Origin of the sequence: Stappia taiwanensis, assembly GCF_014635285.1 — a bacterium.
Lineage (GTDB): Bacteria > Pseudomonadota > Alphaproteobacteria > Rhizobiales > Stappiaceae > Stappia > Stappia taiwanensis.
On the sequence record NZ_BMCR01000005.1, the window covers coordinates 264,508 to 287,528 of the forward strand.

24 protein-coding genes and 1 pseudogene are annotated in these 23,021 nt (G+C 63.3%); 18 read left to right on the plus strand and 7 right to left on the minus strand.

All coding sequences use genetic code 11. The annotated features are described in order from the left end of the window. Positions 1-8: 8 nt before the first annotated feature. From IEV83_RS13855 to IEV83_RS13875, 5 genes are all read right to left on the minus strand, one after another. A complete protein-coding gene (locus IEV83_RS13855; RefSeq protein ID WP_181761814.1) occupies positions 9-818 on the minus strand; it encodes a carbohydrate ABC transporter permease in 810 nt (269 codons plus the stop codon). Next, a complete protein-coding gene (locus tag IEV83_RS13860; RefSeq protein ID WP_181761813.1) occupies positions 808-1,677 on the minus strand; it encodes a carbohydrate ABC transporter permease in 870 nt (289 codons plus the stop codon). Before IEV83_RS13860 ends, IEV83_RS13855 begins: the two co-directional genes overlap by 11 nt. Before the next feature lie 73 nt (positions 1,678-1,750). Next, positions 1,751-3,007: an ABC transporter substrate-binding protein gene (locus IEV83_RS13865; protein WP_181761812.1), complete on the minus strand. Its 1,257-nt coding sequence runs from the start codon at positions 3,005-3,007 to the stop codon at positions 1,751-1,753. A gap of 129 nt (positions 3,008-3,136) precedes the next feature. Further along, positions 3,137-4,021 (minus strand): MurR/RpiR family transcriptional regulator, encoded by an 885-nt coding sequence (locus IEV83_RS13870; protein WP_181761811.1) that lies wholly within the window; start codon positions 4,019-4,021, stop codon positions 3,137-3,139. A gap of 388 nt (positions 4,022-4,409) precedes the next feature. Next, complete coding sequence (locus tag IEV83_RS13875) at positions 4,410-4,838, minus strand: PaaI family thioesterase (RefSeq protein ID WP_244628192.1); 429 nt, start codon at positions 4,836-4,838, stop codon at positions 4,410-4,412. A gap of 186 nt (positions 4,839-5,024) precedes the next feature. On the opposite strand from IEV83_RS13875, the gene IEV83_RS13880 reads away from it, so the two are divergent. The 6 genes from IEV83_RS13880 to IEV83_RS13905 all read left to right on the plus strand — a co-directional run bounded on the left by IEV83_RS13880 (position 5,025) and on the right by IEV83_RS13905 (position 8,247). Next, positions 5,025-5,687 carry a TetR/AcrR family transcriptional regulator gene (locus IEV83_RS13880; protein ID WP_209003162.1) on the plus strand — a complete coding sequence of 221 codons (663 nt, stop codon included), beginning with the start codon at positions 5,025-5,027 and terminating at the stop codon, positions 5,685-5,687. A 153-nt stretch (positions 5,688-5,840) separates the two neighbouring features. Further along, on the plus strand, positions 5,841-6,494 hold the full coding sequence (locus tag IEV83_RS13885) for a DsbA family oxidoreductase (RefSeq protein WP_181761810.1): 654 nt from the start codon (positions 5,841-5,843) through the stop codon (positions 6,492-6,494). 29 nt (positions 6,495-6,523) lie between these two features. Beyond that, entirely contained in the window at positions 6,524-6,844 is a 321-nt protein-coding gene (locus IEV83_RS13890) for a DMT family transporter (protein ID WP_181761809.1), read from the plus strand. A 49-nt stretch (positions 6,845-6,893) separates the two neighbouring features. Beyond that, complete coding sequence (locus IEV83_RS13895) at positions 6,894-7,268, plus strand: DMT family transporter (protein WP_181761808.1); 375 nt, start codon at positions 6,894-6,896, stop codon at positions 7,266-7,268. After that, a complete protein-coding gene (locus tag IEV83_RS13900; protein ID WP_181761807.1) occupies positions 7,268-7,750 on the plus strand; it encodes a nucleoside deaminase in 483 nt (160 codons plus the stop codon). Before IEV83_RS13895 ends, IEV83_RS13900 begins: the two co-directional genes overlap by 1 nt. 86 nt (positions 7,751-7,836) lie before the next feature. Further along, positions 7,837-8,247, plus strand: a complete 411-nt coding sequence (locus IEV83_RS13905; RefSeq protein ID WP_181761806.1) for a MarR family winged helix-turn-helix transcriptional regulator — start codon at positions 7,837-7,839, stop codon at positions 8,245-8,247. A 140-nt stretch (positions 8,248-8,387) separates the two neighbouring features. Here the strand turns inward: IEV83_RS13905 and IEV83_RS13910 are convergent, their stop codons facing one another. Then, positions 8,388-9,329 (minus strand): LysR family transcriptional regulator, encoded by a 942-nt coding sequence (locus IEV83_RS13910; RefSeq protein WP_181761805.1) that lies wholly within the window; start codon positions 9,327-9,329, stop codon positions 8,388-8,390. A 10-nt stretch (positions 9,330-9,339) separates the two neighbouring features. On the opposite strand from IEV83_RS13910, the gene IEV83_RS13915 reads away from it, so the two are divergent. The 6 genes from IEV83_RS13915 (at position 9,340) to IEV83_RS13940 (ending at position 15,463) form a co-directional block, all read left to right on the plus strand. Continuing rightward, the gene (locus tag IEV83_RS13915) at positions 9,340-10,440 is read left to right on the plus strand and encodes a TAXI family TRAP transporter solute-binding subunit (RefSeq protein WP_209003163.1); all 1,101 of its coding nucleotides are present in this window, start codon (positions 9,340-9,342) and stop codon (positions 10,438-10,440) included. Between the two features lie 12 nt (positions 10,441-10,452). Beyond that, complete coding sequence (locus IEV83_RS13920) at positions 10,453-12,333, plus strand: TRAP transporter permease (RefSeq protein ID WP_181761804.1); 1,881 nt, start codon at positions 10,453-10,455, stop codon at positions 12,331-12,333. Beyond that, the gene (locus IEV83_RS13925) at positions 12,330-13,664 is read left to right on the plus strand and encodes an acyclic terpene utilization AtuA family protein (RefSeq protein WP_181761803.1); all 1,335 of its coding nucleotides are present in this window, start codon (positions 12,330-12,332) and stop codon (positions 13,662-13,664) included. Before IEV83_RS13920 ends, IEV83_RS13925 begins: the two co-directional genes overlap by 4 nt. Then, positions 13,665-13,973, plus strand: a complete 309-nt coding sequence (locus tag IEV83_RS13930) for an AtuA-related protein (RefSeq protein WP_181761802.1) — start codon at positions 13,665-13,667, stop codon at positions 13,971-13,973. It begins immediately after the preceding gene. A 97-nt stretch (positions 13,974-14,070) separates the two neighbouring features. Beyond that, positions 14,071-14,898 (plus strand): SDR family NAD(P)-dependent oxidoreductase, encoded by an 828-nt coding sequence (locus tag IEV83_RS13935; RefSeq protein WP_181761801.1) that lies wholly within the window; start codon positions 14,071-14,073, stop codon positions 14,896-14,898. Between the two features lie 40 nt (positions 14,899-14,938). After that, positions 14,939-15,463 (plus strand): carboxymuconolactone decarboxylase family protein, encoded by a 525-nt coding sequence (locus IEV83_RS13940; protein WP_181761800.1) that lies wholly within the window; start codon positions 14,939-14,941, stop codon positions 15,461-15,463. A 192-nt stretch (positions 15,464-15,655) separates the two neighbouring features. On the opposite strand, the gene IEV83_RS13945 is transcribed toward IEV83_RS13940, so the two are convergent. Beyond that, the gene (locus tag IEV83_RS13945; protein ID WP_181761855.1) at positions 15,656-15,814 is read right to left on the minus strand and encodes a hypothetical protein; all 159 of its coding nucleotides are present in this window, start codon (positions 15,812-15,814) and stop codon (positions 15,656-15,658) included. Here IEV83_RS13945 and IEV83_RS13950 point away from each other — a divergent pair. The 6 genes and pseudogenes from IEV83_RS13950 to IEV83_RS13975 all read left to right on the plus strand — a co-directional run bounded on the left by IEV83_RS13950 (position 15,738) and on the right by IEV83_RS13975 (position 22,532). Then, positions 15,738-16,411, plus strand: a pseudogene (locus IEV83_RS13950) (IS5 family transposase). The gene IEV83_RS13945 and the pseudogene IEV83_RS13950 overlap by 77 nt on opposite strands. Before the next feature lie 477 nt (positions 16,412-16,888). Continuing rightward, positions 16,889-18,223 (plus strand): metal-dependent hydrolase family protein, encoded by a 1,335-nt coding sequence (locus IEV83_RS13955; RefSeq protein ID WP_181761799.1) that lies wholly within the window; start codon positions 16,889-16,891, stop codon positions 18,221-18,223. Between the two features lie 33 nt (positions 18,224-18,256). Next, positions 18,257-18,661 (plus strand): hypothetical protein, encoded by a 405-nt coding sequence (locus IEV83_RS13960; protein ID WP_181761798.1) that lies wholly within the window; start codon positions 18,257-18,259, stop codon positions 18,659-18,661. A gap of 77 nt (positions 18,662-18,738) precedes the next feature. After that, positions 18,739-19,545, plus strand: coding sequence for an efflux RND transporter periplasmic adaptor subunit (locus tag IEV83_RS13965; RefSeq protein ID WP_181761797.1), 807 nt, complete (start codon positions 18,739-18,741; stop codon positions 19,543-19,545). Between the two features lie 55 nt (positions 19,546-19,600). Further along, the gene (locus IEV83_RS13970) at positions 19,601-20,941 is read left to right on the plus strand and encodes a metal-dependent hydrolase family protein (RefSeq protein WP_181761796.1); all 1,341 of its coding nucleotides are present in this window, start codon (positions 19,601-19,603) and stop codon (positions 20,939-20,941) included. Between the two features lie 10 nt (positions 20,942-20,951). Then, entirely contained in the window at positions 20,952-22,532 is a 1,581-nt protein-coding gene (locus IEV83_RS13975) for a HoxN/HupN/NixA family nickel/cobalt transporter (protein ID WP_181761795.1), read from the plus strand. Positions 22,533-23,021: the final 489 nt, after the last annotated feature.

A 23,021-nucleotide genomic window follows, 5' to 3' on the forward strand; every position in this document is an offset into this window, starting at 1 on the left:
TGATCCATTTACTTCACGGCACCCATGGTGATGCCGCGCACGAGATGCCGCTCGACGAAGACGAAGCCGAGCAGAACGGGAAGAATGGTGATGGTGGATGCCGCCATGACGAGCGGCCAGTTGATAACGTCCTCGCCCGGGTTGACCCGGTAAAGACGGGCGAGGCCGATCTGCAGCGTGTAGAGCTCTTCCTCGCCAACGGCGACCAATGGCCAGATGTAGCTGTTCCATTCGGAAATGAAGATGAAGAGGCCCATGGCGAAGATCGCCGGACGGGCGATCGGCACGATGACCCGCCACAGCACCTTCAGCGGTGTGGCGCCGTCCATATAGGCCGCCTCGTCCAGCGCCACCGGAATGCCGCGAATGTACTGCCTGAGGAAGAAGGCCGCGAAGCCGTTGGAAATCGCCGGCAGGATAAGCCCCGCATAGGTATCGAGCAGGCCAACCTTCGCGAGGGTCAGGTAGTTCGGGATCAGCGAGATATGGCTCGGGATCATCAAGGTGGCGACCACGGCGGCAAAGAGCAGATTGCCCCCTGGAAAGCGGAACCGGGCAAAGGCGAAAGCCGCCAGGGTGGACACCGTCAGGGCAATGAGCGTGACCAGACCCGCCACGATGATGCTGTTCAAGAGGTAGCGGGCAAAATTGTATTGCCCGATTGCCAGCGCGTAGTTCTCGAAGGTGAACTCGAACTTGCCAGTGTAGTAGGCGTCCACCGTCTGGAACGACATGAAGATCGAATAGAGCGCGGGCGACAGAAACAAAAGGCCCGCGATCAGCGCAAGGGCCGTAAGGATCCGGCTGTCAGGCTTCATAATGCACCCTCCGTCCCAGAACGCGCGCCTTGAACAGGGCTAGCGCGATCAGCAGCGCAAAGAGGACAACCGCCAGCGCCGACCCCTGGCCGATGTCAAACAGGGTGAAACCGACCCGGTAGAGCATGTTGACCAGCATGTCCGTCGCCCCCGCCGGTCCGCCCTGGGTCATGACGTCGACAACGGTGAAGATCTGGAAGGCCTCGATGACCGAGACGACCAGCAGGAAATAGGTCGTCGGCATGACCAGAGGCACCGTCACGCGCCGGAACACCCGGGCCTTCCCACCGCCATCAACGGCAGCGGCATCGTAAAGCTCCTGGGGGATCGCCTGCAGCCCGGCAATGTAGATGACGATGTCGTAGCCGAGCTGCTTCCAGGTGTTGACGATGACCAGCACCCAAAGGGCCAGTTGCGGATCCTGCAGCCAGGGCACCTTGCCGAGCCCGAGCGTCTGCAGGAACGCGTTCACCATCCCGTAGTCGGTGGCGAACAGCCACGAAAACACCACGGCGATGGACACGGTGGAGGTCACCGAGGGCAGAAACAATGCACCGCGCAGAACCCGGGCCGGCAGGGCCTCCCGCACCAGATAGCTCGCGATGAGAAGGGCCAGACCCAATCGGATCGGCACGGAAATGACCGCGAAGATGACGGTCACGCGCAGCGCGTTCCAGAATTCGTGCGAAGAGAACAGGAGCCGGTAATTCTCCAGGCCGACGAAGGGCATCGTCGGCGACAGGAAGTCCCATTCCCGAAAACTGAGATTAAGACTGGCGGCGATGGGAATATAGGTGAACACCACGATGAAGGAGATCAGTGGCAACACCAGTAGGTAGGGTGTCAGACGAGACAGCATCGGGAACAGGGCTCCGGAGGCGCAGGGCTCCATGAAGGAAGCCCTGCGCTGTCATCGGGAAGGAGGCGGGCGCTTAGTTGGTCCGCTTGGCTTCGTTGCGAGTCCGCTCGGCGAAGCCCTTGAGCGTCTCCGCCACATCGCGCTGGCCCAGCGCCATGGCCTGCCACATGTCGTATTCGGAGGCGCGCATCCAGGTCACCACCGGCGGACGCGGACGGCCACGGGCGAAGTCGAGCTGCTCGATGGCGACGGTGATGCCCGGCTTGTCCTCAACGGCGGCCGCCGCCAGCGGCTGCTTCGCCGTGTGCCGGTTGATCGGCATGTAGCCGGTGCCAGAGAACCAGATGGCGTTGGATTCAGGAGATGCCGCGAAGCTGATGAACTTGTAGGCGGCGTCCTGGGTTTCCTTGTCGGCAGAGGACAGGATACCGATCCCGGCGCCGCCAATCGGCACGGCACAGACCTTGTTGCAGGGCATCGGACGAACGGCCAGGTTCTCGCCAAGCGCCTTGCGGGAACGCCCGTAGTTGCCGGTGGAATTCAGCATCATGCCGACCTTGCCGGCCAGGAAGGCGTCCCGCCCGTTGTTTTCCTTGGTCACGCCATCGGCGGACGCAACCTTGTGCTCGTGCACCAGCGACGCCATCCATTCATAGGCTTCGATTGTGTTCGGGCTGTCGATCAGAATTTCGCCGGTCTTGCTGTCGATCAGGTCGCTGTCATTGGCCATAATCAGGCCCCAGCGGGCGAACTGCCCCGGCGCCGCGATGCCGGTGATGCCCTCACCGCCGAGCTTCTCGGTGATCTGCTTGGCCACGGCCAGGAGGTCGTCATAGGTCTTCAGAGCCGGTTCTTCGGCAAAGCCCGCACGCTCGAAGATCTCCTTGTTGTAGTAGAGAACCGGCGTCGAGGAGTTGAACGGAACGATGTAGTTCTTGCCCTCGAACACCCCGACCTCGCGGGCGAAGGCGAACAGGTCGTCCTTCAGCGGATCGTTGTTGACCTTCTCGGTCAGATCCATGAGCACGCCGCGATCCGCAAAGAGGCCGTAGCGCGTGACTTCCATAATGACCGCATCGGGCGCCCGGCGGGCCGGGATGGCGGCCTGAAGCTTGGCGACGATGTCGTTGTAGTTGCCGATATGCTGGGCGTCGATGGTGATGCCCGGGTTGGCCGCTTCGAAGTTGTCGATGATCTTGCCGAGCGCTTCGCCGCCATTGCCGTCGAAGCTGTGCCAGAACTTGACCGTGACATCGGCCTGTGCGGCACTGATGCCGGCTGAAAGCCCCAAGAGGCTCGCCAGCAGCAGTTTCTTCACGTTCTTCAACATGTTTTCATCCTTGCCAGAGTGGCTGTTTTCCGGTTGCGCGTGAGGGTCTGCCGCCGGTTCGAACGACGGTCGTTCTTGGTTATTCCGCAGTGTCCGATTGCCCGGCGCCGGCGCGGGCGGGTGGGCTTGTCATCGCTGCCATCGTGCCGGCAGCGATTGCCGAAACGCCTTGAACGCCTCCAGGGACTTCAGCGACTTGCCGTCGTCGATGCCCGCCAGATCGAGAATGACCGCATTGGCGATGGTCATCGGCACGACCAGGGACTGGGATTCCCCCGCCTCGCCGCGCGCGGCGCAGATCTGATGGTCGGGCATGGGGTCGAGCCGCGCCGCCTGCAGATCCGTCAGGGCGAGCCTCTTTGCCCCGCGCTGGAATGCGATATCATTGGCATCGCGGATCTGCTGGGAAGGGCTGCGGAAGGCGAGCAGCCAGACCACATCGTCGGGCGAAAGCATGTTCAGCATTTCTGCGAAGTGATGGGTCCGGTCGCCAAGGTCCGCCGCGTCATAGCCGGAGCGCTGCAGACGCAGCGCAATGAGCGCGGACAGGCTGGCCGCGTGCCCTCGGCCGAAGATGAAGACCTTCCGCGCGCCGCGCAGGGTTTCGGAGAAATTCCGGATATCGCCGTCAGAGACCGCGTTCCGCAAGGCTTCGAGCGCGGCGATTTCGCTGTCGAGAACCGAGGCCAGGACGCGTCCCTCCTCGGCGCACACCAGCCGCGCCGCCATGCGCGCCGCCGGGTTCTCGAAGTCGTTCCCTTCTTCAACGAGGCTCGCCTGAAGATACGCCCTGAACTCCGGATACCCCTCGAAACCGAGGCGCTTGGCCAGTCGGACGGCGGCCGCCGGATGCACCCCGGCCCGGTTCGAAACCTCCTTGCCGTTCTCAAGGGCGGCGCGCAGCGGATCCTTGACCAGAACGTCGAGAAGACGGGTGTCCGACCCGGTCAGCCGCGCGGCGTTCTGGGTAATGAGGTCGGAGAGGAACCCGGAGGGGGACTGTGACTTTGTCATGCCGCCGCTCCAGGGGCCAGCCCCACAAATGAGACTGACATGGCATGGGAAATGGCAAAGCCTCGCGAGGAAGGGCGTGCGGAGCGGGCTGTTGCCCGGTCAAACGCGCTGACGATGCAGGGTGAAGCCATTTCCATGTCCTGAAGGATTTGACCGGATTGCACCTGCTCATGCGTCGCGAAAGGCTTGAAAATGAACCACATTTCCTGCGCTTTCGCTTCTTGATCAGGAGCAATCCGCCTCAAACCATTTCGAGCTCATTTATGAGGCTGAACCCTAGGCCTGCAATTTGAATTGCAGGATACGTTTCAGTGAAATTTTTATTACAATAGCCAATCATCAGGGGGCCGCGCGCCGCCGCCCCCTGCATTTCCCCCGGTGTGGAGGCTCAGTCCGAGGCGGCGACGATCGTCCCCTGGGCCAGGGCACAGAGGATCTCCTCGCCGTCGACTTGCGAGAAGATCTCGCACTGGCAGACCGCCTGCCGCCGGCCCGTACTCCGGGCGCGCGCCCGCGCGATCAGTTCATGCCCGCGTCCCGGCTTCAGATAGTTGATCTTGAATTCCGAGGTCAGCGCGTTGCCGCCCATCGCCAGTCCGCCGGCGAAGGTGATTGCATTGTCCGCCAGGTAGCTGATGACACCGCCATGCACGAACCCGTGCTGCTGTTTCAGATTGTCCGTCACCTCAAGGCTCAGCTCCGCATATCCCGGCGCCGCCCCGATCAGGCGGGCACCGATGTAGCGGCTGAACGGCTGCGCATCGAACACCTGATGCGCAAAAGCCTTGAGAGCCTCCGCATCCATGGGCTTGTTCATCTCATTCCCCTTCCCTGCCTCACACAGCCTGGCGCCAGGTATCGCCGGCCGGAAACGCCACCGTGTCCCCGCGTCTTGCGTCACCAGCCGCGCGCCGCGATGTCGCATGTCCACCTCCCGCCGCACGCATCAGCCCGGCGCCCTCGCCCCGGGCAGGGCCTGCTATAAGGGAGACGCTACAAAGAAATGAAACACGGTTCAATTGTTATGGCCTACCGACGCACGCCCAGGATGCAGCAGCGCATCGACGCGACACGCGCCCAGATCGCCGACGCCGCAAGGCGCCTTGTCGCCGCCTCCGGCTATGCCGGCACCGGCATCCCCGAGATTGCCCGCGCCGCCGGAATTTCGACCGGCAGCATCTACCGGCACTTCCCGTCCAAGGCTGCGCTGTTCCAGGAGGTCTTTCAAAAAGCGTCCCGGCATGAAATCGCCGCGTTTGCTCAAGCGGCGCAGGTTCCGGGCACCGCTCCCGAGCGATTGGCCGGCATGGTCGAAACCTTTGCCCGGCGCGCGCTTCGGGGCCGCACGCTGGCGCGTGCGCTGCTGGTCGAGCCTGTCGGGCCGGAGCTTGACGCCGACCGGCGCCGGTTTCGCGCGCCCTATCAGGCGCTCATCGAGGAGGTGCTCAGCGAGGGCATGGCGGCCGCAGAGCTGGTCCCGCAAGACCCGCGCATCACCTCCATCTGCATCGTCGGCGCGATTGTCGAAACCCTGCTGGGCCCGCTAAGCGAGCGCTCTGGCTGCACGCAGGGCACGGAAGAGGAAGAAGCGCTTGTGCGCGCGCTCGTCGAGACGTGCCTGCGCGCGGCCGGCCCCCGGCCTCAGACGCCTCCCCGCTCCGAATAGCTGAAACGCGCCGTGGCGACGGCCGGCCCAGATTGCCCCCTTTGTGGCCGATCAGACTCACTCGCAAATAAATTTGCATGCGCATGCATTTTATTTGACTCGCGCGCACCACCCATATAATGCATGCACATGCAATTACATGGAGCGAGCACCATGAGCGCCATAACCATCTATTCCGACTACGTTTGTCCCTTTTGTCTTCTGGCGGAACGGGTTTTGTCCGAGGCAATTGGCGACCGGACCGTCTCCCTATCCTGGCGCGCCTTCGAGTTGCGCCCCGCCCCCGAACCGACATTACGTCCGCAAGACCCTTACCTGCCAACCGTCTGGAACAGGTCGGTCTATCCCCTCGCCGCAAGACTGGGCGTTGCGATCCGCCTGCCCTCGACCTCACCCCAGCCCCGAACGGCCAAGGCGTTCGAACTGCTGGCGATGGCGCAGGACGCGGGGCTTGACCATCCCTATTCCATGCGGGTGCTGCGCGCCTTCTTTCAGGAAGATCGCGACATCGGCGATCCGGAAACACTGATCGAGCTGGCGGCGGATGCCGGGCTCAGCCCTGTGGCGGCGCGGAAGGCGCTCAAAACCGGTACCTACGCCGAGCGCCATCGCGCAGCACAGCGCCACGCCAGCGAACACATGGGCATCACCTCGGTCCCGACGATTGTTGTCGGCGAGCGGTTTTTCCGCGGAACCCCGCCGCTCGGTGAATTGCGGCAGGCAATCGACCGGCTGGTCGAGAGCGGCGGAGACGGCAGCAGCCCCCCGATCGCCGCGCCCCCCGTCCCCCCCCAGGCGCGAGCCTGAGACCCAACCCGTCACGAAAGGAGAACATCATGAACTGGCTCTATCTTGGGATCGCCGTGATCTTTGAGATCGCGGTCGCGATCAGTGCGGGCAAGGCCGAGGGGTTCACCCGCATCGGGTGGACCATCGCCACCCTTGTCAGCGGCGCAATCGCCACCTTCTTCCTCAGCCTTGCACTTCTCACCTTTGACGTCGGCGTCGGCTACGCGATCTGGACGTCGGTCGCGGGTGTCGGGATCGTCATCCTGGGCGCACTGTTCTTCGGCCAGCGACTGAGCCCCAAAAAGCTTCTCGGGATCGCCCTCGTCATCGGCGGCGTCGTCGGCCTGCGCCTCAGCGGCGCGGCCTAGACACCCGCCTTCTTCATACACATCCCACTTGATCTGAAAGGAAACGAACATGACGACGATGGAAAGCCCCGTCCAAAGCAACGGGCGCGCCTGGGCCATGCTGATGCTCGCCAGCGCCTTCGAAATTGGCTACGCCCTCAGCGTTGGCGGCAGCCAGGCGTTCACCATTCCAAGCTGGTCAGCAGCCGCCCTGGTCTTCTTTCTGCTGACGCTTTACTTCCTCAGCGCCGCCCTGCGGACCATCGACGTCGGCATTGGCTACGCGGTCTGGGCCGGTATTGGTTCGGTCGGCGCGGCAGGCTTTGGCAGTGTCCTGCTCGACCAGCCGCTGACCCTCATTCAAACCTTCTGGCTGGCGATGATCATCGCAGGCGTCGTCTGGTTGAAGCTGGCCGACAGCCCACGGCTCACGGGGAACGCCTGATGGCCTCCGATCCCCTGGCTCGCCACAGGCAGATCATGGAGGCGGCCGTCGCCGTCTCCATGGATCATGTCCGCGCTGGCGGCATCCCCTTCACCGCCCTCGTCATCGACCGCGAGGGCGCCATTCTCGGGCGCGGCGTCAACCGCGTCCGGCAGCACCACGACCCGACGGCCCATGCCGAAGTCGAGGCGATACGCGATGCCTGCCGGACGCACGGCACCGCGCAGTTGCCGGGAACAACGCTTCTGGCCTCAGGCGAACCCTGCGCCCTGTGCTACATGAGCGCGCTCCATGCCGGCATCTCGCAGGTGTTCTACGCTGTCGATCGGGACGAGGCCGCCCGACACGGCTTCGACTATCGCGGCACCTATCGCCTGTTTGCCCAGGACCCGCGAACCTGGCAATCGCCTGCCGTGCGCAAACTCGCCGTCCCGGAGGGCTTGCACCCATTCCTGGAATTCCGCTCAAGGCGACGCGCCTGATGGCGGCGCGCTCCCTTGTGCCAGTCATTGCATGGGCATACATATGCACATCGTCCCATTGATTGCTCAAGAGGAGCGCGCCGGTCATGTCGAAGAGAAGCGATTCCTGGCTCAGGCTGACTCATGTCGTCGCCAGCATTGAGGCGGACTTGAGCAAGACGCTTCAACGCAAGCATGGGCTTGGCCTGTCCGACTACCGCGCGCTCCACAGGCTCTCCCTTTCCCCGGACCTTGAACTTCGGATGCAGGAACTGGCCGCGCATCTGGGGCTTAACCAGAGCTCGGTTTCGCGCATGGTCGAACGGCTGGAGCGGAGCGGGTTTACGGTCCGCGACCTTTGCCCGAACGACAAGCGCGGTGTCTATACGGTGCTCACCGACAAGGGACGCACCTGTCTCGAAAGCGCGCAACCCGACTACGAGGCGGCACTTGCCGCCTCCCTCAAGGACCATGGCTGCGAGGACCTGCTGTCGGCAGCATTCATCAAGGCAGAATAAACTGGCGAAAAGGCTTGGCGGCGGCTTTCCTGTCAGCGCCCGTCCTGCCACCTGCAAAGCAGCCTGCGGCATGATAACCGATGCGCATGGTCGACTTTCGGCACAAGGAGGCGGCGTGGACAGGAAGCTCCCTGCCGTCTTTATGCCGGATCCGGCAGCTCCAGAAGGTCCTCCTGCGTGTACTGACTGCAATACTCCACGATCACATCCGTTAGCGCCTGCGCCGCGGGCGACAGGCTTCGCCCTGGCAGATGCAGAAGGCCGATCTGCCGCACGATGGTCGGCGCCTTGAGGGGACGCACCACCAGAGACGATCCGCCAATCACCGGCAAGGTCAGCCGTGGCAAGGCCGTCACCCCCAGCCCCTGCCGCACCAGCGCCCCCACGGACGCCAGATGCGACACCTCAAAGCGCGGGCGAAACACCGCCCCGATCTGGGTCACGGCCGCGCCGATGTGATCGCGCACCGTCGTGCCCGGCGCCATGGTCACAAACGGCATGGCCAGGATTTCTTCCCACAGAAAGGCGCGGGGTTCATCCAGCGGCCCTCCCGGTGCGGCAACGGCATAGACCGGATCTTCGATCAGCTTGCGAAAGGTCAGGCGACCGGAGCCATCCGCCGTATTCGTGGTCAAGCCAAGGTCCGCCCGCCCGTCGAGCACCGCGCTGGCGCCGCCATCCCACACCGCATCCAGAAAGCGGACATCGATATCGGGCCGGTCGACAACGAAGCGGGACAGAATCGGCGGCATGAGCCCGGCCGTCACGGACGGCAGACAGGCAAGTGAAATGCTGCCCCGGCGCGCGGCAAGAAACGTATCGAACTCGTCCCGCGCCTTCGCCGCTTCATTGAGAACCCGGCGGGCCAGTCCAAGCAGTTCCCGGCCGGACGGCGTGAGTTCGACGTTGCGCGTGTCCCTGTCAAACAGCCGCGTCTTCAGGCGCCCTTCGAGCTGGGCAATCTGGCGGCTGAGGGCGGGGCTGCTGAGGCCGACAATCTCGCTCGCGGCCCGAAACCCTCCAGCTTCGGCCAGGGTCACGAACAGGCGCAGGTCTTTAAGGTCTGGATTGATGCGTTTCATGCAATGAAAAATGACTTCTTTTCAATTAAAACACCAGCCGCCTTGTGCAACAGTTTCTCCGGGCCGGGAAACATCGGCCCGCAGGAAGGAAACGAAGGTCACGAAACCGCGACCGAAGCTTACGCTTCACCCTAGGGAGGAATACGGGATGAATATCCGCGCATTGTTCGCGGCTGGCGCCATTTTGCTAGCCGCTCCAGCAGCTCACGCCAATGAGAAGCTCCTGATTGGCTCGACGTCCGCGTCGTCCAGCCAGTACGGATACTTTGTCGCTCTGGCAAAAATCATCAACGACCAGATTGAGGGCGTCGAAGCCTCGGTGGTGGAAACGGGCGCAACGCTCGACAACATCCGCCGCATGGAGCGCAATCAGATCGACTTCGGCCTTGTCACCACCAATGTGGTCCAACATGCGGTGAGCGGCACGCAGGGCTTCAAGGGCCGCCCGACCGACATTCAGCTTCTGTGGGTCTATGCTCCGGCGCCGCAGAACGTTGTCGTGCGCAAGGACAGCGGCATCGACACGATGGACAAGCTGAACGGACGCCGCTTCAACCCGGGTCTGAAGGGGTCCGCCACCGAAGCCACCGCCGAAGCGGTCCTCAAGACCCTCGGCATCCAGCCCGACTATGTGCGCGGCTCGACCACTGACGTCGTCAACATGGTCAAGGACAACCGGGTGACCGGCTATGTCAAATCCGGCGCGGGCAAAAAACTCGACAGCTCGTCGCTCGACATCTCCACCATGACCCCGATCAACGTGCTCTCCCTCACCGACGATCAGGCGAGCAAGCTGGAGCAGGAAATGCCGGACATTTCCGTGGTGAAGGTGCCGGCCAACCCCGATCAGGATATTCCCGAATATTCGACCTGGAGCTTTGGTCTGGCCGTGGCCGCCAGCCCCAACCTGAACGAAGAAACCGCCTATCAGATCGTGAAGGCCGCGATGGCCGACAAGACCGTCCAGGTCGCCGCCCTGGCCTCCCTGAAGGGCGAGAACCTCGCCGAGCTGACCACCACCTACGGCACGGTTTCGCTGCACCCCGGCGCCGCGCGCTGGTTCAGCGAAAACGGCATCGAACTTCCCGAGAAGCTTCAGCCCAAGAAATGACGGGAACCGCCAATGTTCAAGAAGCTCTCAGCCGCGCTCGCGGTCCTCGTTGGCGTGTTCGTATTCTGGACCGCGGGCGCGGGGCCCTTTGAAAGCCTGATCCAGCGCGCGATCTTTCTCGCGCTGGTCACCTGCCTCGGACTCACCCTTTACCCCCTTGGCGCCGGCACCCGCTGGCGTCCGCTGGGGCTGGTGCTCGATCTGGCACTGGCCGCCGCCACACTGGCCGCCTGCACCTATGTCGTGATGCATTACGATCGCATCATGACCGAACTTCCCTGGGCCAGTTCGCTCGACATGGCCCTTACCGCCGGGCTGACCCTGTCCGTTCTGGAGCTTAGCCGACGCGCCGTGGGCATCGTCTTTCCCGCCATGGTGGCGATGGGACTGGCCTATGCCCTGTTCGGCCACCTGCTGCCGGCCCCGTTCGAGCATCGCGGCTTCGATGTCGCCTTCGTCACCGAAACCCTCTTCCTCGGCGACCTTGGCATCTGGGGAATGCTTACGGGCGTGGCGGCCACGGTGATCGCGGCCTTCGTGCTGTTTGGCGCCCTTCTGCTGCACACTGGCGGCGGTCAGGCCTTCATGGATCTGGCCATGCGTCTTGGCGGGCGCAGCCCCGGCGGCGCGGCCAAGGTCGCGACCATCGCCTCCGGCCTGTTCGGCATGATCTCCGGAAGCGCCGTGGCCAATGTCGCAACCACGGGCAATTTCACCATTCCCATGATGCGCCGCCTTGGCTACCCCGCGCCCTTCGCCGCCGCGGTGGAAGCCGTTGCCTCCACCGGCGGGCAGCTCGCTCCCCCCATCATGGGCGCGGCCGCCTTCGTGATGGCCGAGATTCTCGGGGTCTCTTACTTCACGGTCATGGCCGCTGCGGTCATTCCCGCCCTGCTCTTCTACCTGTCCGTCTTCATCACCGTGCATATCGTCTCGCTGCGACGCGGCCTCCGGGCTGCACCGGAAGAGGATTTGCCGGCCTGGAGCGCCATCTTTGCCCCGCGTCGCGCGCTTCCCGTGGTGGCGGCCCTTGGTGCACTTCTGCTGGCCATTCTGACGGGCCGCTCTGTCACCACCGCCGCCTTCTGGGGCGTTCTCGGGCTATTGCTGGCCTATGTGGCCACCAATATCGGCCGCACCTCGCCGCGCGAGATGGCCAGCCATGTGGTCGCCGGGCTTGCCGATGCCGGACGCGGCCTCGTCATCATCGGCGTGCTGCTGACCGGCGCCCAGATCCTCGTGTCGATGATCAACCTCACGGGCGTGGGCGTCGTGATCTCCTCGCTCATCGTGCAGCTTGCCGGAGACAATGTCGGCATCATCGCCATCATCGTGGCGCTGGTCTGTCTCATCATGGGCATGGGGCTACCCACCACCGCCGCTTATGTGCTGGTGGCAGCCGTCCTGGCGCCGGCCATGACGACCGTGGGGGTGGATGCGCTCTCCGCGCAGATGTTCGTGTTCTACTTCGCCACCCTTTCGGTGGTAACGCCGCCTGTCTGCATCGCGGTGTTCGTCGGCGCCGGCATTGCACAGACCAACTGGCTTCCGGCCGCCCTTGAGGCCGTCCGGCTTGCCGCCGTGGTCTATCTGGTTCCGTTCCTGTTTCTCATCTATCCGGGCATGACCGGAAACGGGGGAACACTGGCGGTGCTGGATGCCGTTCTGACCGGCGGCGCTCTTGTGCTGGCCATCCCGGCCCTGCTGAGCGGCATGCCCCTGTTCGGGAAGCGCGTGCTGGATGGCGTGATCTATCTCGCGGTGATCGTGCTGGCGGTTCTGCCCTTCACCCTCACACCGCTGATCGCCATTGCCATCCTTGCCTGGGCATTCCTGCGCAAGCAACCGGCCCCGAAGGAAACCGCCGAGCAGGCACTGGAGCGTCGGCCATGAAGAGCATTCGTATAGGCACGGGCGCCGGCTATTCCGGTGACCGGATCGACCCCGCCGTTGATCTCGCGGAACGCGGCCAACTGGACTACCTGGTCTTCGAGTGCCTTGGCGAACGCACCATTGCGCTGGCCCAGCTCACCCGGCTCGACAATCCGGACCACGGCTACGAGCCCTTGCTGGAAGCGCGCATGCAGGCGGTGTTGCCGGCCTGCAAACGGAACGAGGTAAAGATCGTCACCAACATGGGCGCCGCCAATCCCCTGGCGGCGGCCAAAGCCACGGCCCGCGTGGCCCGGTCCTGCGGCATCTCCGGCCTCAGGATTGCAGCCATCACCGGCGATGATGTGTTTGACGCCGTCTGCAACGGCGACTTCCTCATAGAGGAAACGGGCGCGCCGGTGGCCAGTGTGCGGGACAAGCTGGTTTCCGCGAACGCCTACATGGGCGCCGCTCCCATTGCCGAGGCCCTGGCGCAAGGAGCCGATATCGTCATCGTCGGGCGCGCGTCGGATCCGGCCCTGTTTCTGGGGCCGGCGCTTCACGCCTTTGGCTGGCAACTGGACGATTGGCCGCGCCTTGGCCGGGGCATCGTTGCCGGGCATCTGCTGGAATGCGGCGCTCAGGTCACCGGCGGCTATTTTGCCGATCCCGGGTACAAGGACCCGCCTCATCTGGCCCGCGTGGGCATGCCCATCGGCGAAATCGACGAGGACGGCACACTCGTCGTCACCAAGCTGCCGGACACCGGCGGCGAGGTGACACGCGCGACCTGCACCGAACAACTGCTCTATGAGGTGCACGACCCCGCCCGCTACCTTCAGCCGGATGTGGTGGCCGACTTTTCCGGCGTGACCATGATGGAGGATGGGCCCGACCGCATTCGCCTTGCCGGCGGCTCCGGCCACCCGCGCACCGGACTGCTGAAGGTCTCCCTTGGCATTCAGGAGGGATGGATTGGCGAGGGGCAGATTTCCTACGCCGGCCCAGGAGCCCGAGAGCGCGGACAGCTTGCCGCCGATATCGTCGCCGAACGCCTGCGCCTGCTTGGCGTTCCCTGCCGGGAAACGCGCGGCGAACTGATTGGCGTCAATGCCATTCTCGGCCCGGAGCCTGACACGCCCGCCCCGCGCGAGGTGCGCATGCGCTTCGCGGCCCGCACGGACAGCCGGGCGGATGCCGAACGCATCGGCCGGGAGGTCGAGGCTCTTTATCTCAATGGCCCCTCCGGTGGCGGAGGAGCGTGGCGCTCGACACGCCGTGTCATCGGCGTCGTGTCCACCCTCATTCCGGAGCAGCTTGTTTCGCCTCGAATTCACATGATGGAGGCCTAGATGCGCCTGCGCGAACTTGCCCACAGCCGCACCGGCGATAAGGGGAACACCTCCAACATCTCGGTCATTGCCTACAAGCTGGCGGACTATCCGCATCTGGCCCGGCACGTCAGCGCAGAGCGGATCCGCGCCTGCTTTCCCGGCCTGTCCATCGGCGAGATCGAGCGGTACGAGCTCCCCGCTCTGGGGGCCCTGAACTTCGTTCTGCACGATGCGCTGGCCGGCGGCGTCACCCAGTCGCTGGCGCTGGATGCCCACGGCAAATGCATCGGCGCCGCCGTGCTGGACCTGGAGTTGCCCGACGCCTGAACAGGCGCCCTCTCCACCTGCCCCCTCACCCTTCCCGCCGACCCCGCGCACATATGCGCAATCTCTCACGGAAGAGCCGTGAGACGAGGAACGACACATGGACAAATCCGAAACCGACATCGCCACCTCCCCTTTCCGCCTCGACGGCAAGGTCGCCCTGGTTACCGGCTGTGGGTCGAGCGGCCCGGGCTGGGGCAATGGCAAGGCCATCTCCGTTCTGTTTGCCCGGCAGGGCGCGCAGGTCTACGGCGTGGACCTCAATGCGGACGCGGCCGCCGAAACGGCCCGTATTGTTGCCGAGGAAAACGGCACCATGCACGTGGGCACCTGCGATGTGACCCGCGCCGGGGAAACCGCCGCACTGATCGAGTCCTGCCTGGCGCGGTTCGGCCGGATCGACGTTCTGGTCAACAATGTCGGCCGCTCGGAGCCCGGCGAGCCCGCCACCATGGATGAAGAGACCTGGGACGCCCAACTGGACGTCAACCTGAAGAGCGCCTACCTGACCTGCAAGTCAGCCCTGCCGGTGATGGAGAAGCAGGGCAGCGGCTCCATCGTCAACGTCTCCTCTGTCGCGGGTTTGCGCTATATCGGCAAGCCGCAGGTTGCCTACGCGGCAAGCAAGGCCGGGCTGATGCAGATGACCAAGACCACGGCGGTTCTCTATGCCTCCAAGGGCATACGCCTGAACTGCGTGGTGCCCGGGCTGATGCATACGCCTCTGGTAACCCAGCTCGCCGACAAATATGCCGCCGGACAGTATGACGCCTTTGTCGCCACGCGGAACCAGCAGGTGCCCATGGGACGCATGGGCAGCGCCTGGGATGTTGCCCACGCGGCGCTTTTCCTCGCCGCGGACGAAAGCCGCTATGTCACCGGCACCGAGCTTCTGGTGGACGGCGGACTGACCGCCGCGACCCGGTAAGGCTGCCCTCATCCCCCGACAAGTCCCCGAGGAAACCCTGATGGCCCGTATCCCCTATGGCGACCCGGAAGCGCCCGAAGCCCGCGCTCTGGTGGAGCGCATTGTCGCCGAGCGCGGCAGCCTTTTACATCTTTACCAGATGCTGATTCACAGCCCTCCCGTCGCCGAAGGGTGGCTCGCCTTTCTGACCGCGATCCGGCAGAAAAGCGGACTGGACGGCTGTTTGCGCGAGCTGCTGATCGTGCGTATCGCACAGTTCAACAAGGCCCCCTACGAGGCGGATCAACACATCCCCATCGCCCTAGCGGAAGGGGCAAGTCAGGCGCAAATCGACGCTCTTGCCAATTGGCAGGACAGCCCGCTGTTTACCGCCGAACAACGCGTGGCCCTCGCCTATGCCGAAGCCATGACGCGGCAGGTTCAGGTTCCGGCGGATGTGTTCGCGGAAGTCCGCGCCGCGTTCGACGATCGCGCCCTGGTGGAACTGACGGCAACCATCGGCGCCTACAACATGGTCTCCCGTTTTCTGGAGGCGCTGGAGGTCCACTCCCACGACCCACGCTGATCCCCGCGCAGGTCGGACCGGTACGCACCGCTGGCCTGCCGGGACGGCTTGACTATAACAACCAAAAATAGTCATAAACTTATAATATACCACTTTAAATTTATAAACCAAATGAGCGCGTGGCTTTGAGGCTTAAACGGGCGTGGCGCGCTCCTGCTTCCAAGCTTCAGACCCAAATAGTACCTATGCAAGTCATTTGATTTCTGATTCCAACTCCTGAACAGGAGTTTGCTGACGGTCTGATGGGTATTTCTGGCTCAGCGAAGAGCCGTTTTTGAGGTTGCGACCGTTGTTGCCGGCCAATACGCGGGGCAAGGCCCGTGTCGATGACCGGCGGGTGATCAGCGGCATCGTTCATGTCTTGACGTCTGGCGGTCGTTGGGTCGATGCGCCAGGCGTCTATGGCCCCAGCCGCCCTTTGCAACCGCTTCGTGCGCTGGTCCGAGAAGGGTGTCTGGGGCGACCGTAGTGTTGGAAGAGGTCGCTGGTGGCGACAGCACGGCTGTTCGGGCGCATCGGGTTGCCCATAGTGGCAAGGGGCTCAACCCATGCCCTGGGCCGAACTCGTGGTGGTCCGGGAACGACAATCCACGCCCTGAGCGACAACAAAGGCCGGCCAATCGCCTGTCATCTCACCGGTGCCAATATCTCCGACTTCACCGGAGCAGAGGCTCTCTTGCCACTGGTTCCGGCAACAGGAGTACTGCATGGCGACAAGGGCTATGACAGTGACCGTATCCGCAGGACCATAGAGGCGCGAGGTTCTCTGCCAAACATCCCACTGCGGGAAACAGGGAAATGGAAAAACTGTTTCTCGCCATACCTTTACAAGGGGCGAAACGTCATCGAACGGATGTTCGGCAGGCTCAAGGAGTTTCGGAGGATCGCAACGCCAACAACTTTCTGTCGGCCATCTGCCTCGCGGCAACAGTCTGCTACTGGTTATAAGTCTGAAGCCTAGGCCCCGGCCCCTAGGCATTCCAGTGGAGCTGGCCCCCGCTCGTCAAAGCGGAAGGCTGAACTTGCCCACTATTTCATAACCGGAAGAGGACATTGGTTGAGACTGATCCAATGTCCTCTCCGGGCCGATGAATTCGATCATGTTCAGTCCGAGCCCGAAGGCTAATTGATAGATTTCTTCAACGGCATGCGCTGACAGAATAATCAAAAACCAACGGCACCACATCTGCGTGCCTATTCATCTAAAAGGCTTCACATTTTTAGAGGCACGAACTGCCTGGGCGCCAGAAAAATCCGCGAGATCTCGTTAAAAGACCGACATATTTTCCGACGTGGCATCACGCATCGGAATGGTTTCAGATCCATTGATTGACTTTAATCAGAACCAGAATTTAGAATTATCGTTACGAAAATTACTCGGATGAAGGCTCAAATTTCGAGCTAATTGCGGTTTCCGGAGTGAATATGACTTTAGGTAAAAATCTCTTCGCGGCTGCCCTGATCTTCAGCACGACCACGGCCCTTGCGCAGGAAGTATCCCAGACCCTGATCAACAATGTACAGGTGTTTGACGGAGAAAACGCCGACCTGATCGAAAACGCAAGCGTTCTGATCGAGGGGAACCTCATCAAGTCGGTCTCCTCCGACCCAATATCGGCTGAAGGCGCAACGGTAATCGATGGCGGAGGCCGCACGATAATTCCGGGCCTGATCGACGTTCACTGGCATACGTCCTATTGCTGTGCGGCCCAGTCGACCGTCGTCACTGGCGACATTCTGGAAGTCGCCATACGGGGCGCGCTTGGGTCGGAAAGTACATTAATGCGCGGCTTCACAACGGTGCGCGACGTCGGCGGGAATCCTTTCGCGACCAAAAAAATGATCGATAAAGGGGAACTCATCGGCCCACGCATCCTGCCGTCCGGACCTCCCATCGGGCAGACGGGTGGTCACTTTGATTATCGCCCCTACCAGTCCGTGCCGACAAACCCGGCTGATTCCCAGTGGTATTGGTACGCCGTCGGGCTGATGTCCATGGCCGATGGTGTTCCGGAAGTGACCAAACGCGCCCGCGAGGTGATGCGCATGGGAGCCAGCCAGATCAAAATATCCGGCGGGGGTGGCGTTTCTTCCGTTTACGACCCGCTGGATGTCCGCCAATTCACCAGGGAAGAGGTAGAGGCTTTCGTTGAGGTGGCAGACACATACAACACCTACGTAGCTTCTCATATCTTCACCGACGATGCCGCACGCATTGCCGTCGAGGCCGGGGTGAAGACGATCGAGCACGGATTCCTGCTCACGGAAGAAACGCTTCAGCTCATGAAGGAAAAGGGCACCTGGCTCTCCATACAGCCGTTGCTCGACGATGAAGACGGCTTTTCTTTTGACGACCCCGGTAGCCAGCAGAAATGGATTGAGGTCACCAACGGAACAGATACGATTTATCCGCTCGCCAAGAAAGTCGGCGTGAAAATCGCCTTTGGTACGGACATTTTATTTGATCCGGCCCTGGCTGAAAGGCAAGGCGCGTTCTTGGCCAAGCTCAAACGCTGGTTCACGCCCTATGAAGTGCTGAAAATGGCGACATCCGAGAATGCCGAGCTTCTGGAATTGGCAGGGCCGCGCCATCCCTACCAGGACGGTGCCCTCGGGGTCATCAAACCCGGCGCCTATGCCGACTTGATCCTCGTTGACGGAAATCCTCTGGAGGACATCGATCTCGTCGCCGATCCGCACACGAATTTCGACCTGATCATGAAGGACGGCGTGATCTACAAGAACGAGATCGGCAAGTGAATCGCGCGGCCGGCAGTGACGCGGGCGCATCGGATGTCGTGGCCGCTCCATCTGCGGGTGCTCGTGCGCCTGCAATGGGTCTTCGCCGCACTCGCCGTGGGTTTCCTCATCGCGAGCGCGGCGCGGGCGGCGATTGTGGGCGCGCCGCTCAGTGCGGCCAATATCCCGGCATCCATAGGTCTCTTCGTCCTCTACGCCGCCAGCCTGTTCCTGCCCCGTGCCGGGCGCCTCGGCTGGTATCGCCTCGCCATGATCCCGGCGCTCGTGTTCTTCGGCGGCGGTGGCGTGATCGCGAACGTTCTCCGCTACGCCGAAAACGGACTGGAAAGCTATGCGAGCGTCACTGCCTTCGTGATCGCCGTGGGCATCAACGCCTTCGGAACGATCCTGAACCTGATCGCGGCGCTCGGGCTCTTTCGGAAGGACGGATCGCCATGAGACTCGTCTGTGACACACGGCCTTCGCGTACCTCCGTTTGCCAATACCTTTGCCCACCGGCCTGGCTTTTCGTCGCCATGGCTCTCTTCGCGACGACGTACGCAACAGATGTCGCGGCGCAGGAAGAGAGCCTCGACCTGGCCGAGTTCAAGGGCACTGTCGTTCCTGCGCGCGAGGTCGAGATCACCCCGATCGTCAGCGCCTGGTTGAGGACCATCACGTTCCAGCCCGGCCAGATGGTGGAGGAAGGCGATCCGCTCTTCGAGTTCGCCAAGCCGCCTGCGGAATATCGATTGCATCTTGCTCAGGCGCAGTTCGATGCCGCGCGCGCGCAGTTGCTGGAAGCCATAGCGAATGTGAAGCGGGCAAAGATCCTCGCGGACCGCGACGTGGTCTCGGCCGTCGATCTCGAAAAGACGGTGGCCCTGCGCGAGATCGCAGCAGCCAACGTGGCGCAGGCCGAAGCAAATGTAGGTCTTGCCGAACTCGGCGTCATGCAGATGACGCAGAGGGCCCCGTTTTCCGGCGTCATGAGCACGCCGCTGGTGCGCGAGAACGGATGGCAGGATGCCGGAGACGGCGACATCACCATGGCCATCATCACGCAGCTCGATCCAATCCACGTTGTCGGCAAGGTGCCCTACGACGTGTATGCGCGCCAGGCCACGTTCGCCTCGGACGAAGCCCTGATCGAGGGGATCGTGCTCTCGCTCGTGTTGCCGGATGGGACCGAATACCCGCACGAGGGCAAGCTGGTCTCGGGTGGATGCACCTTCGAGGAACAGACGCAGAAGATCACCGTCTGGCGCGCGTTTCCGAATCCGGAGCGCTCCCTGCGCCCGGGATTGAGGGTGACCGTACGCTCGAGACTGAACGCGAATTGAGTACACGTCGGGCGGCTTTGCCCGCTCGAACGCACATAAACGCGCAGACGAGGCCATGACGATGAGAAAGAATTTCCTTGCGACCATTCTTGCACTGGCTGTCAGCGCCCCGGTCTGCGCGCAGGAGGCGACCGACCCCGGCACCCTAATCACGGGTGCGCGCATCTTCGACGGGATCGGGCCGGATCTGATCGAAGGGCAGGACGTGCTGGTGCAGGACGGCCTTATCGCCGAAATCGGTGCAGGGCTCGACGCCCCCGAGGGCGCGACGATCATCGACGCCGAGGGCCGCGTGATGAGTCCCGGGTTCATCGACATGCATTATCATCTCAGCCTGTGCTCGGTCCCGATCAGCGACCAGCAGGGCGCCTATGCGCCCGATCTCGACTATATCGGCATCCTCGCGTCGCAGGAGGCGGAACGGGTTCTCATGCGCGGTTTCACCAGCGTGAGGGACGTGGGGGGCGCGTCCTGGGGTGCCAAGCTCGCGGCCGACCGCGGTCAGATCGCCGGACCGCGCGTCTGGCCGTCCTTGCGCACGCTGTCGCAATTCGGCGGGCATGGCGACGCCAATCCCCGCTACATGAACCCCCGCGAATTTGGCGGTCCGCAGAACAATCTTGAACGTCTCGGCTACAGCCGCATCGCCAATGGCGTGGACGACGTTCTCACGGCCACCCGCGAAAACCTCAAGCGCGGAGCCAGCCAGATCAAGATGCACCTCGCCGGCGGTGTCGGCACCGAGTTCGACCCGATCGACGGACGGCAGTTCGTCCGCGACGAGATCGAGGCCGCCGTCGAGGTGGCCGAAGGTTTCGGCACCTACGTCACCGCCCATGTCTACACGACGGACGGCATCCGGCAGGCCATCGAGGCCGGCGTGAAGTGCATCGAGCACGGCAACCTCATCGACGAGGAAATTGCCCAGATGATGGCCGAGAACGACGTGTGGCTCAGCCCGCAGGTGCTCGTCTACCGCACCTTCTCGCCCGATCTTGGCCCTGTCCGGCTTGCGAAAGGGCAAATGGTCGAAGCCGGTCTGGACAGCATGTTCCGTCTCGCGAAGGAATACGGGATCAAGACCGTGTTCGGCACCGACGTCGTCGTGAACCCCGAGGCCTGTGCGGAACAGAACAAGGAGTTTGCCGCCCGGCTCGACTGGTTCACGCCAGCCGAGATCCTCACGCAGGCCACGGCGAATTCGGGCGAGCTGTTGCAGCTCTCCGGCGACCGCAGCCCCTATCCCGGCATTGTCGGCCGGATCATCGAAGGCGCCCATGCCGACCTGCTGCTCATCGACGGCAATCCGCTCGAGGACATCACAATCCTCGAAGACCATGAGACGGTCATCGACCTGATCATGAAGGGTGGCACCATCTACAAAAGCGAACTGTAGGGTGACGCCCGTGGTCCGGTCTCTTCGCCTGCTGCACGGTCTTGCAGTTCTCACTTTCATCCTGGCTCAATCGCTCTCCCCCACGGCCGTGGCCGAAGCGGCCCCGAGGCTCGCAGCGTGGGATGCGCTCGCTCCCGCCGTGGAGCCCTACGACGATCCATTTCTCGATATGACGCTCGAACAGAAGCGGGACCTGCGCGACGTGCTGCGCGCAAACGAGGCCGCCGGCGCAGGAGCCGCCGCGCCGGCGCTGAAGGACGCGGCGCAGGCGGCCCGCGTCAGGCTCGACGCCGTCGGACTGGACGCGGATTATCTTCTCGAACAGCGACTGGTCGTGATGGAACGGCGTCGCGAAGAGGCGACCGGCGTCACATCGACATTCCTCGAAAGCCCGATCCTCATCGACGGATATGTTCTGCCGCTGGCCTGGGAGGGCGAGCGCGTCGTCGAGTTCCTGCTCGTTCCCTGGGTCGGCGCATGCATCCATACGCCGCCGCCACCCCCCAACCAGATCGTGCATGTCTCCTATCCTGAGGGGCTGGTGCTGGAGCGACGGTTCCAGGCGGTCCGGCTGGCAGGGACCCTGCGCCATGAGCCAGCGCAGCACACGCTTTTCCTGATCGACGGCAGCCGGCAGATTCCCGCCTCCTACGGGTTGGACAGTGCCGCAATAGCCGGCCAGCCGGGCGACATAGTGGCCGCATCCGCGTCCGACATACCGGCGCTGGCGAGAGCCCAGATCTGGGTCAACAGTCTATTCACGTCCGGTATGGCCGAGATCGGCCGGGAGGGGGCGGCAAAAGCGACCGTGCTCGCGGTTCTTTTGGCCTTCGGCTATGGCGCGCTGCACACACTGGGGCCGGGCCATGGCAAGGCGGTGGTGATCTCGTACTTCGCTGGCACCGGTGGGAGCCTTCGACGTGGTCTCACCATGGGCACGCGCATCGCGGTGTTCCACGTTCTGTCCGCCATCGTCGTGGTGTTCCTGCTCGACCTTGCCGTGCGCCAGGCAACCGGCGCTGCACCATCCGACTACCGCATGATCCGTCTTTTTAGCTACGCCCTGATCGTCGCCATCGGCGCCGTCATGCTCTGGCAGGCCGTGCGCGCGATCTGGCGGCCAACGACGGGGGCGGCGGACACGCATGTCCACGACCACGCCGGCGACGGCCAGGGAACCTGCTCCGCCTGCAGGGCGTATGGGGATGGTCGCAGCGGTGGCTGGATCGCGGCCGCCGTCGGGGTCGTGCCCTGCACCGGGGCGCTCATCGTGATGCTCTTCGGGCTGGCGAACGATCTGATCTGGCCAGCCATCGTCATGGTGGTCGCGATCTCCGCCGGCATGGCGGTCGCCATGGCTGGGATCGGTATCGCCGCAATCTGGGGCCGCGGCTGGGCGGAGCGGCGGTTCGCATCCGACGATCGCAGACGCCTGCGTTTCGAACACGGCGCGCGCCTTGCAGGCGCATCCTGCGTGCTTGTTCTCGGTGCCGGCCTGTTCATCGCCACCTTCCTCCATGCCCCGTCAGAGCGAAACGCAATGCGCGAAACTGCCATTGGTGCCGAGACCCTGGTCGCGTCTGGCGGATAGTCCGACCGCGCCCGCGGCAGCAGTATGCGCCCTCGTTTGCCGGTCATCGCGAGCGGAAATGGAGTGGAAGCCGCTTCCACTTGACGGCATCGTTATGTGCCGGGCTTACGGTGCCAACACAAAAAACACGGGAGAAGCCATCATCATCGGCGTCGGTCTCGCGAAGGAGGAAGCTCAGGTATTCGGCGCCGCAGTGTACGGGCCAGCCCAGTTCCACAACAGGCTGCCTCGACCGCAAAAGGCCCGGTTCGCCTCTGGTCGCAACTGAACCGGCCGCTTTCGACGAAATGGAACAGAGATCGAACGTTCGTCAATGCGGTATTCGCTGCGACAGGCCCAAATGAACGAGTTGCGGACAAAGCCGCCTTTTGCGCTTGCATTTGTTGCTGCCGCAGAAAACCCTCTCTCTTGCGGCGCGAAACCTTCGGCAGCGCGGAGAACTTCCCGTTTAAGGTCCTTCGCCCCCCGGAAATCGGCGGAGCTCAAACT

What these genes read in the sequence shown, in the direction of transcription:
- IEV83_RS13855 (WP_181761814.1), bottom strand. Translation starts at nt 818, where the DNA reads ATGAAGCCTGACAGCCGGATCCTTACGGCCCTTGCGCTGATCGCGGGC.
- IEV83_RS13860 (WP_181761813.1), bottom strand. Translation starts at nt 1,677, where the DNA reads ATGCTGTCTCGTCTGACACCCTACCTACTGGTGTTGCCACTGATCTCC.
- IEV83_RS13865 (WP_181761812.1), bottom strand. Translation starts at nt 3,007, where the DNA reads ATGTTGAAGAACGTGAAGAAACTGCTGCTGGCGAGCCTCTTGGGGCTT.
- IEV83_RS13870 (WP_181761811.1), bottom strand. Translation starts at nt 4,021, where the DNA reads ATGACAAAGTCACAGTCCCCCTCCGGGTTCCTCTCCGACCTCATTACC.
- IEV83_RS13875 (WP_244628192.1), bottom strand. Translation starts at nt 4,838, where the DNA reads ATGAACAAGCCCATGGATGCGGAGGCTCTCAAGGCTTTTGCGCATCAG.
- IEV83_RS13880 (WP_209003162.1), top strand. Translation starts at nt 5,025, where the DNA reads ATGAAACACGGTTCAATTGTTATGGCCTACCGACGCACGCCCAGGATG.
- IEV83_RS13885 (WP_181761810.1), top strand. Translation starts at nt 5,841, where the DNA reads ATGAGCGCCATAACCATCTATTCCGACTACGTTTGTCCCTTTTGTCTT.
- IEV83_RS13890 (WP_181761809.1), top strand. Translation starts at nt 6,524, where the DNA reads ATGAACTGGCTCTATCTTGGGATCGCCGTGATCTTTGAGATCGCGGTC.
- IEV83_RS13895 (WP_181761808.1), top strand. Translation starts at nt 6,894, where the DNA reads ATGACGACGATGGAAAGCCCCGTCCAAAGCAACGGGCGCGCCTGGGCC.
- IEV83_RS13900 (WP_181761807.1), top strand. Translation starts at nt 7,268, where the DNA reads ATGGCCTCCGATCCCCTGGCTCGCCACAGGCAGATCATGGAGGCGGCC.
- IEV83_RS13905 (WP_181761806.1), top strand. Translation starts at nt 7,837, where the DNA reads ATGTCGAAGAGAAGCGATTCCTGGCTCAGGCTGACTCATGTCGTCGCC.
- IEV83_RS13910 (WP_181761805.1), bottom strand. Translation starts at nt 9,329, where the DNA reads ATGAAACGCATCAATCCAGACCTTAAAGACCTGCGCCTGTTCGTGACC.
- IEV83_RS13915 (WP_209003163.1), top strand. Translation starts at nt 9,340, where the DNA reads ATGACTTCTTTTCAATTAAAACACCAGCCGCCTTGTGCAACAGTTTCT.
- IEV83_RS13920 (WP_181761804.1), top strand. Translation starts at nt 10,453, where the DNA reads ATGTTCAAGAAGCTCTCAGCCGCGCTCGCGGTCCTCGTTGGCGTGTTC.
- IEV83_RS13925 (WP_181761803.1), top strand. Translation starts at nt 12,330, where the DNA reads ATGAAGAGCATTCGTATAGGCACGGGCGCCGGCTATTCCGGTGACCGG.
- IEV83_RS13930 (WP_181761802.1), top strand. Translation starts at nt 13,665, where the DNA reads ATGCGCCTGCGCGAACTTGCCCACAGCCGCACCGGCGATAAGGGGAAC.
- IEV83_RS13935 (WP_181761801.1), top strand. Translation starts at nt 14,071, where the DNA reads ATGGACAAATCCGAAACCGACATCGCCACCTCCCCTTTCCGCCTCGAC.
- IEV83_RS13940 (WP_181761800.1), top strand. Translation starts at nt 14,939, where the DNA reads ATGGCCCGTATCCCCTATGGCGACCCGGAAGCGCCCGAAGCCCGCGCT.
- IEV83_RS13945 (WP_181761855.1), bottom strand. Translation starts at nt 15,814, where the DNA reads ATGCCGCTGATCACCCGCCGGTCATCGACACGGGCCTTGCCCCGCGTA.
- IEV83_RS13955 (WP_181761799.1), top strand. Translation starts at nt 16,889, where the DNA reads ATGACTTTAGGTAAAAATCTCTTCGCGGCTGCCCTGATCTTCAGCACG.
- IEV83_RS13960 (WP_181761798.1), top strand. Translation starts at nt 18,257, where the DNA reads ATGTCGTGGCCGCTCCATCTGCGGGTGCTCGTGCGCCTGCAATGGGTC.
- IEV83_RS13965 (WP_181761797.1), top strand. Translation starts at nt 18,739, where the DNA reads ATGGCTCTCTTCGCGACGACGTACGCAACAGATGTCGCGGCGCAGGAA.
- IEV83_RS13970 (WP_181761796.1), top strand. Translation starts at nt 19,601, where the DNA reads ATGACGATGAGAAAGAATTTCCTTGCGACCATTCTTGCACTGGCTGTC.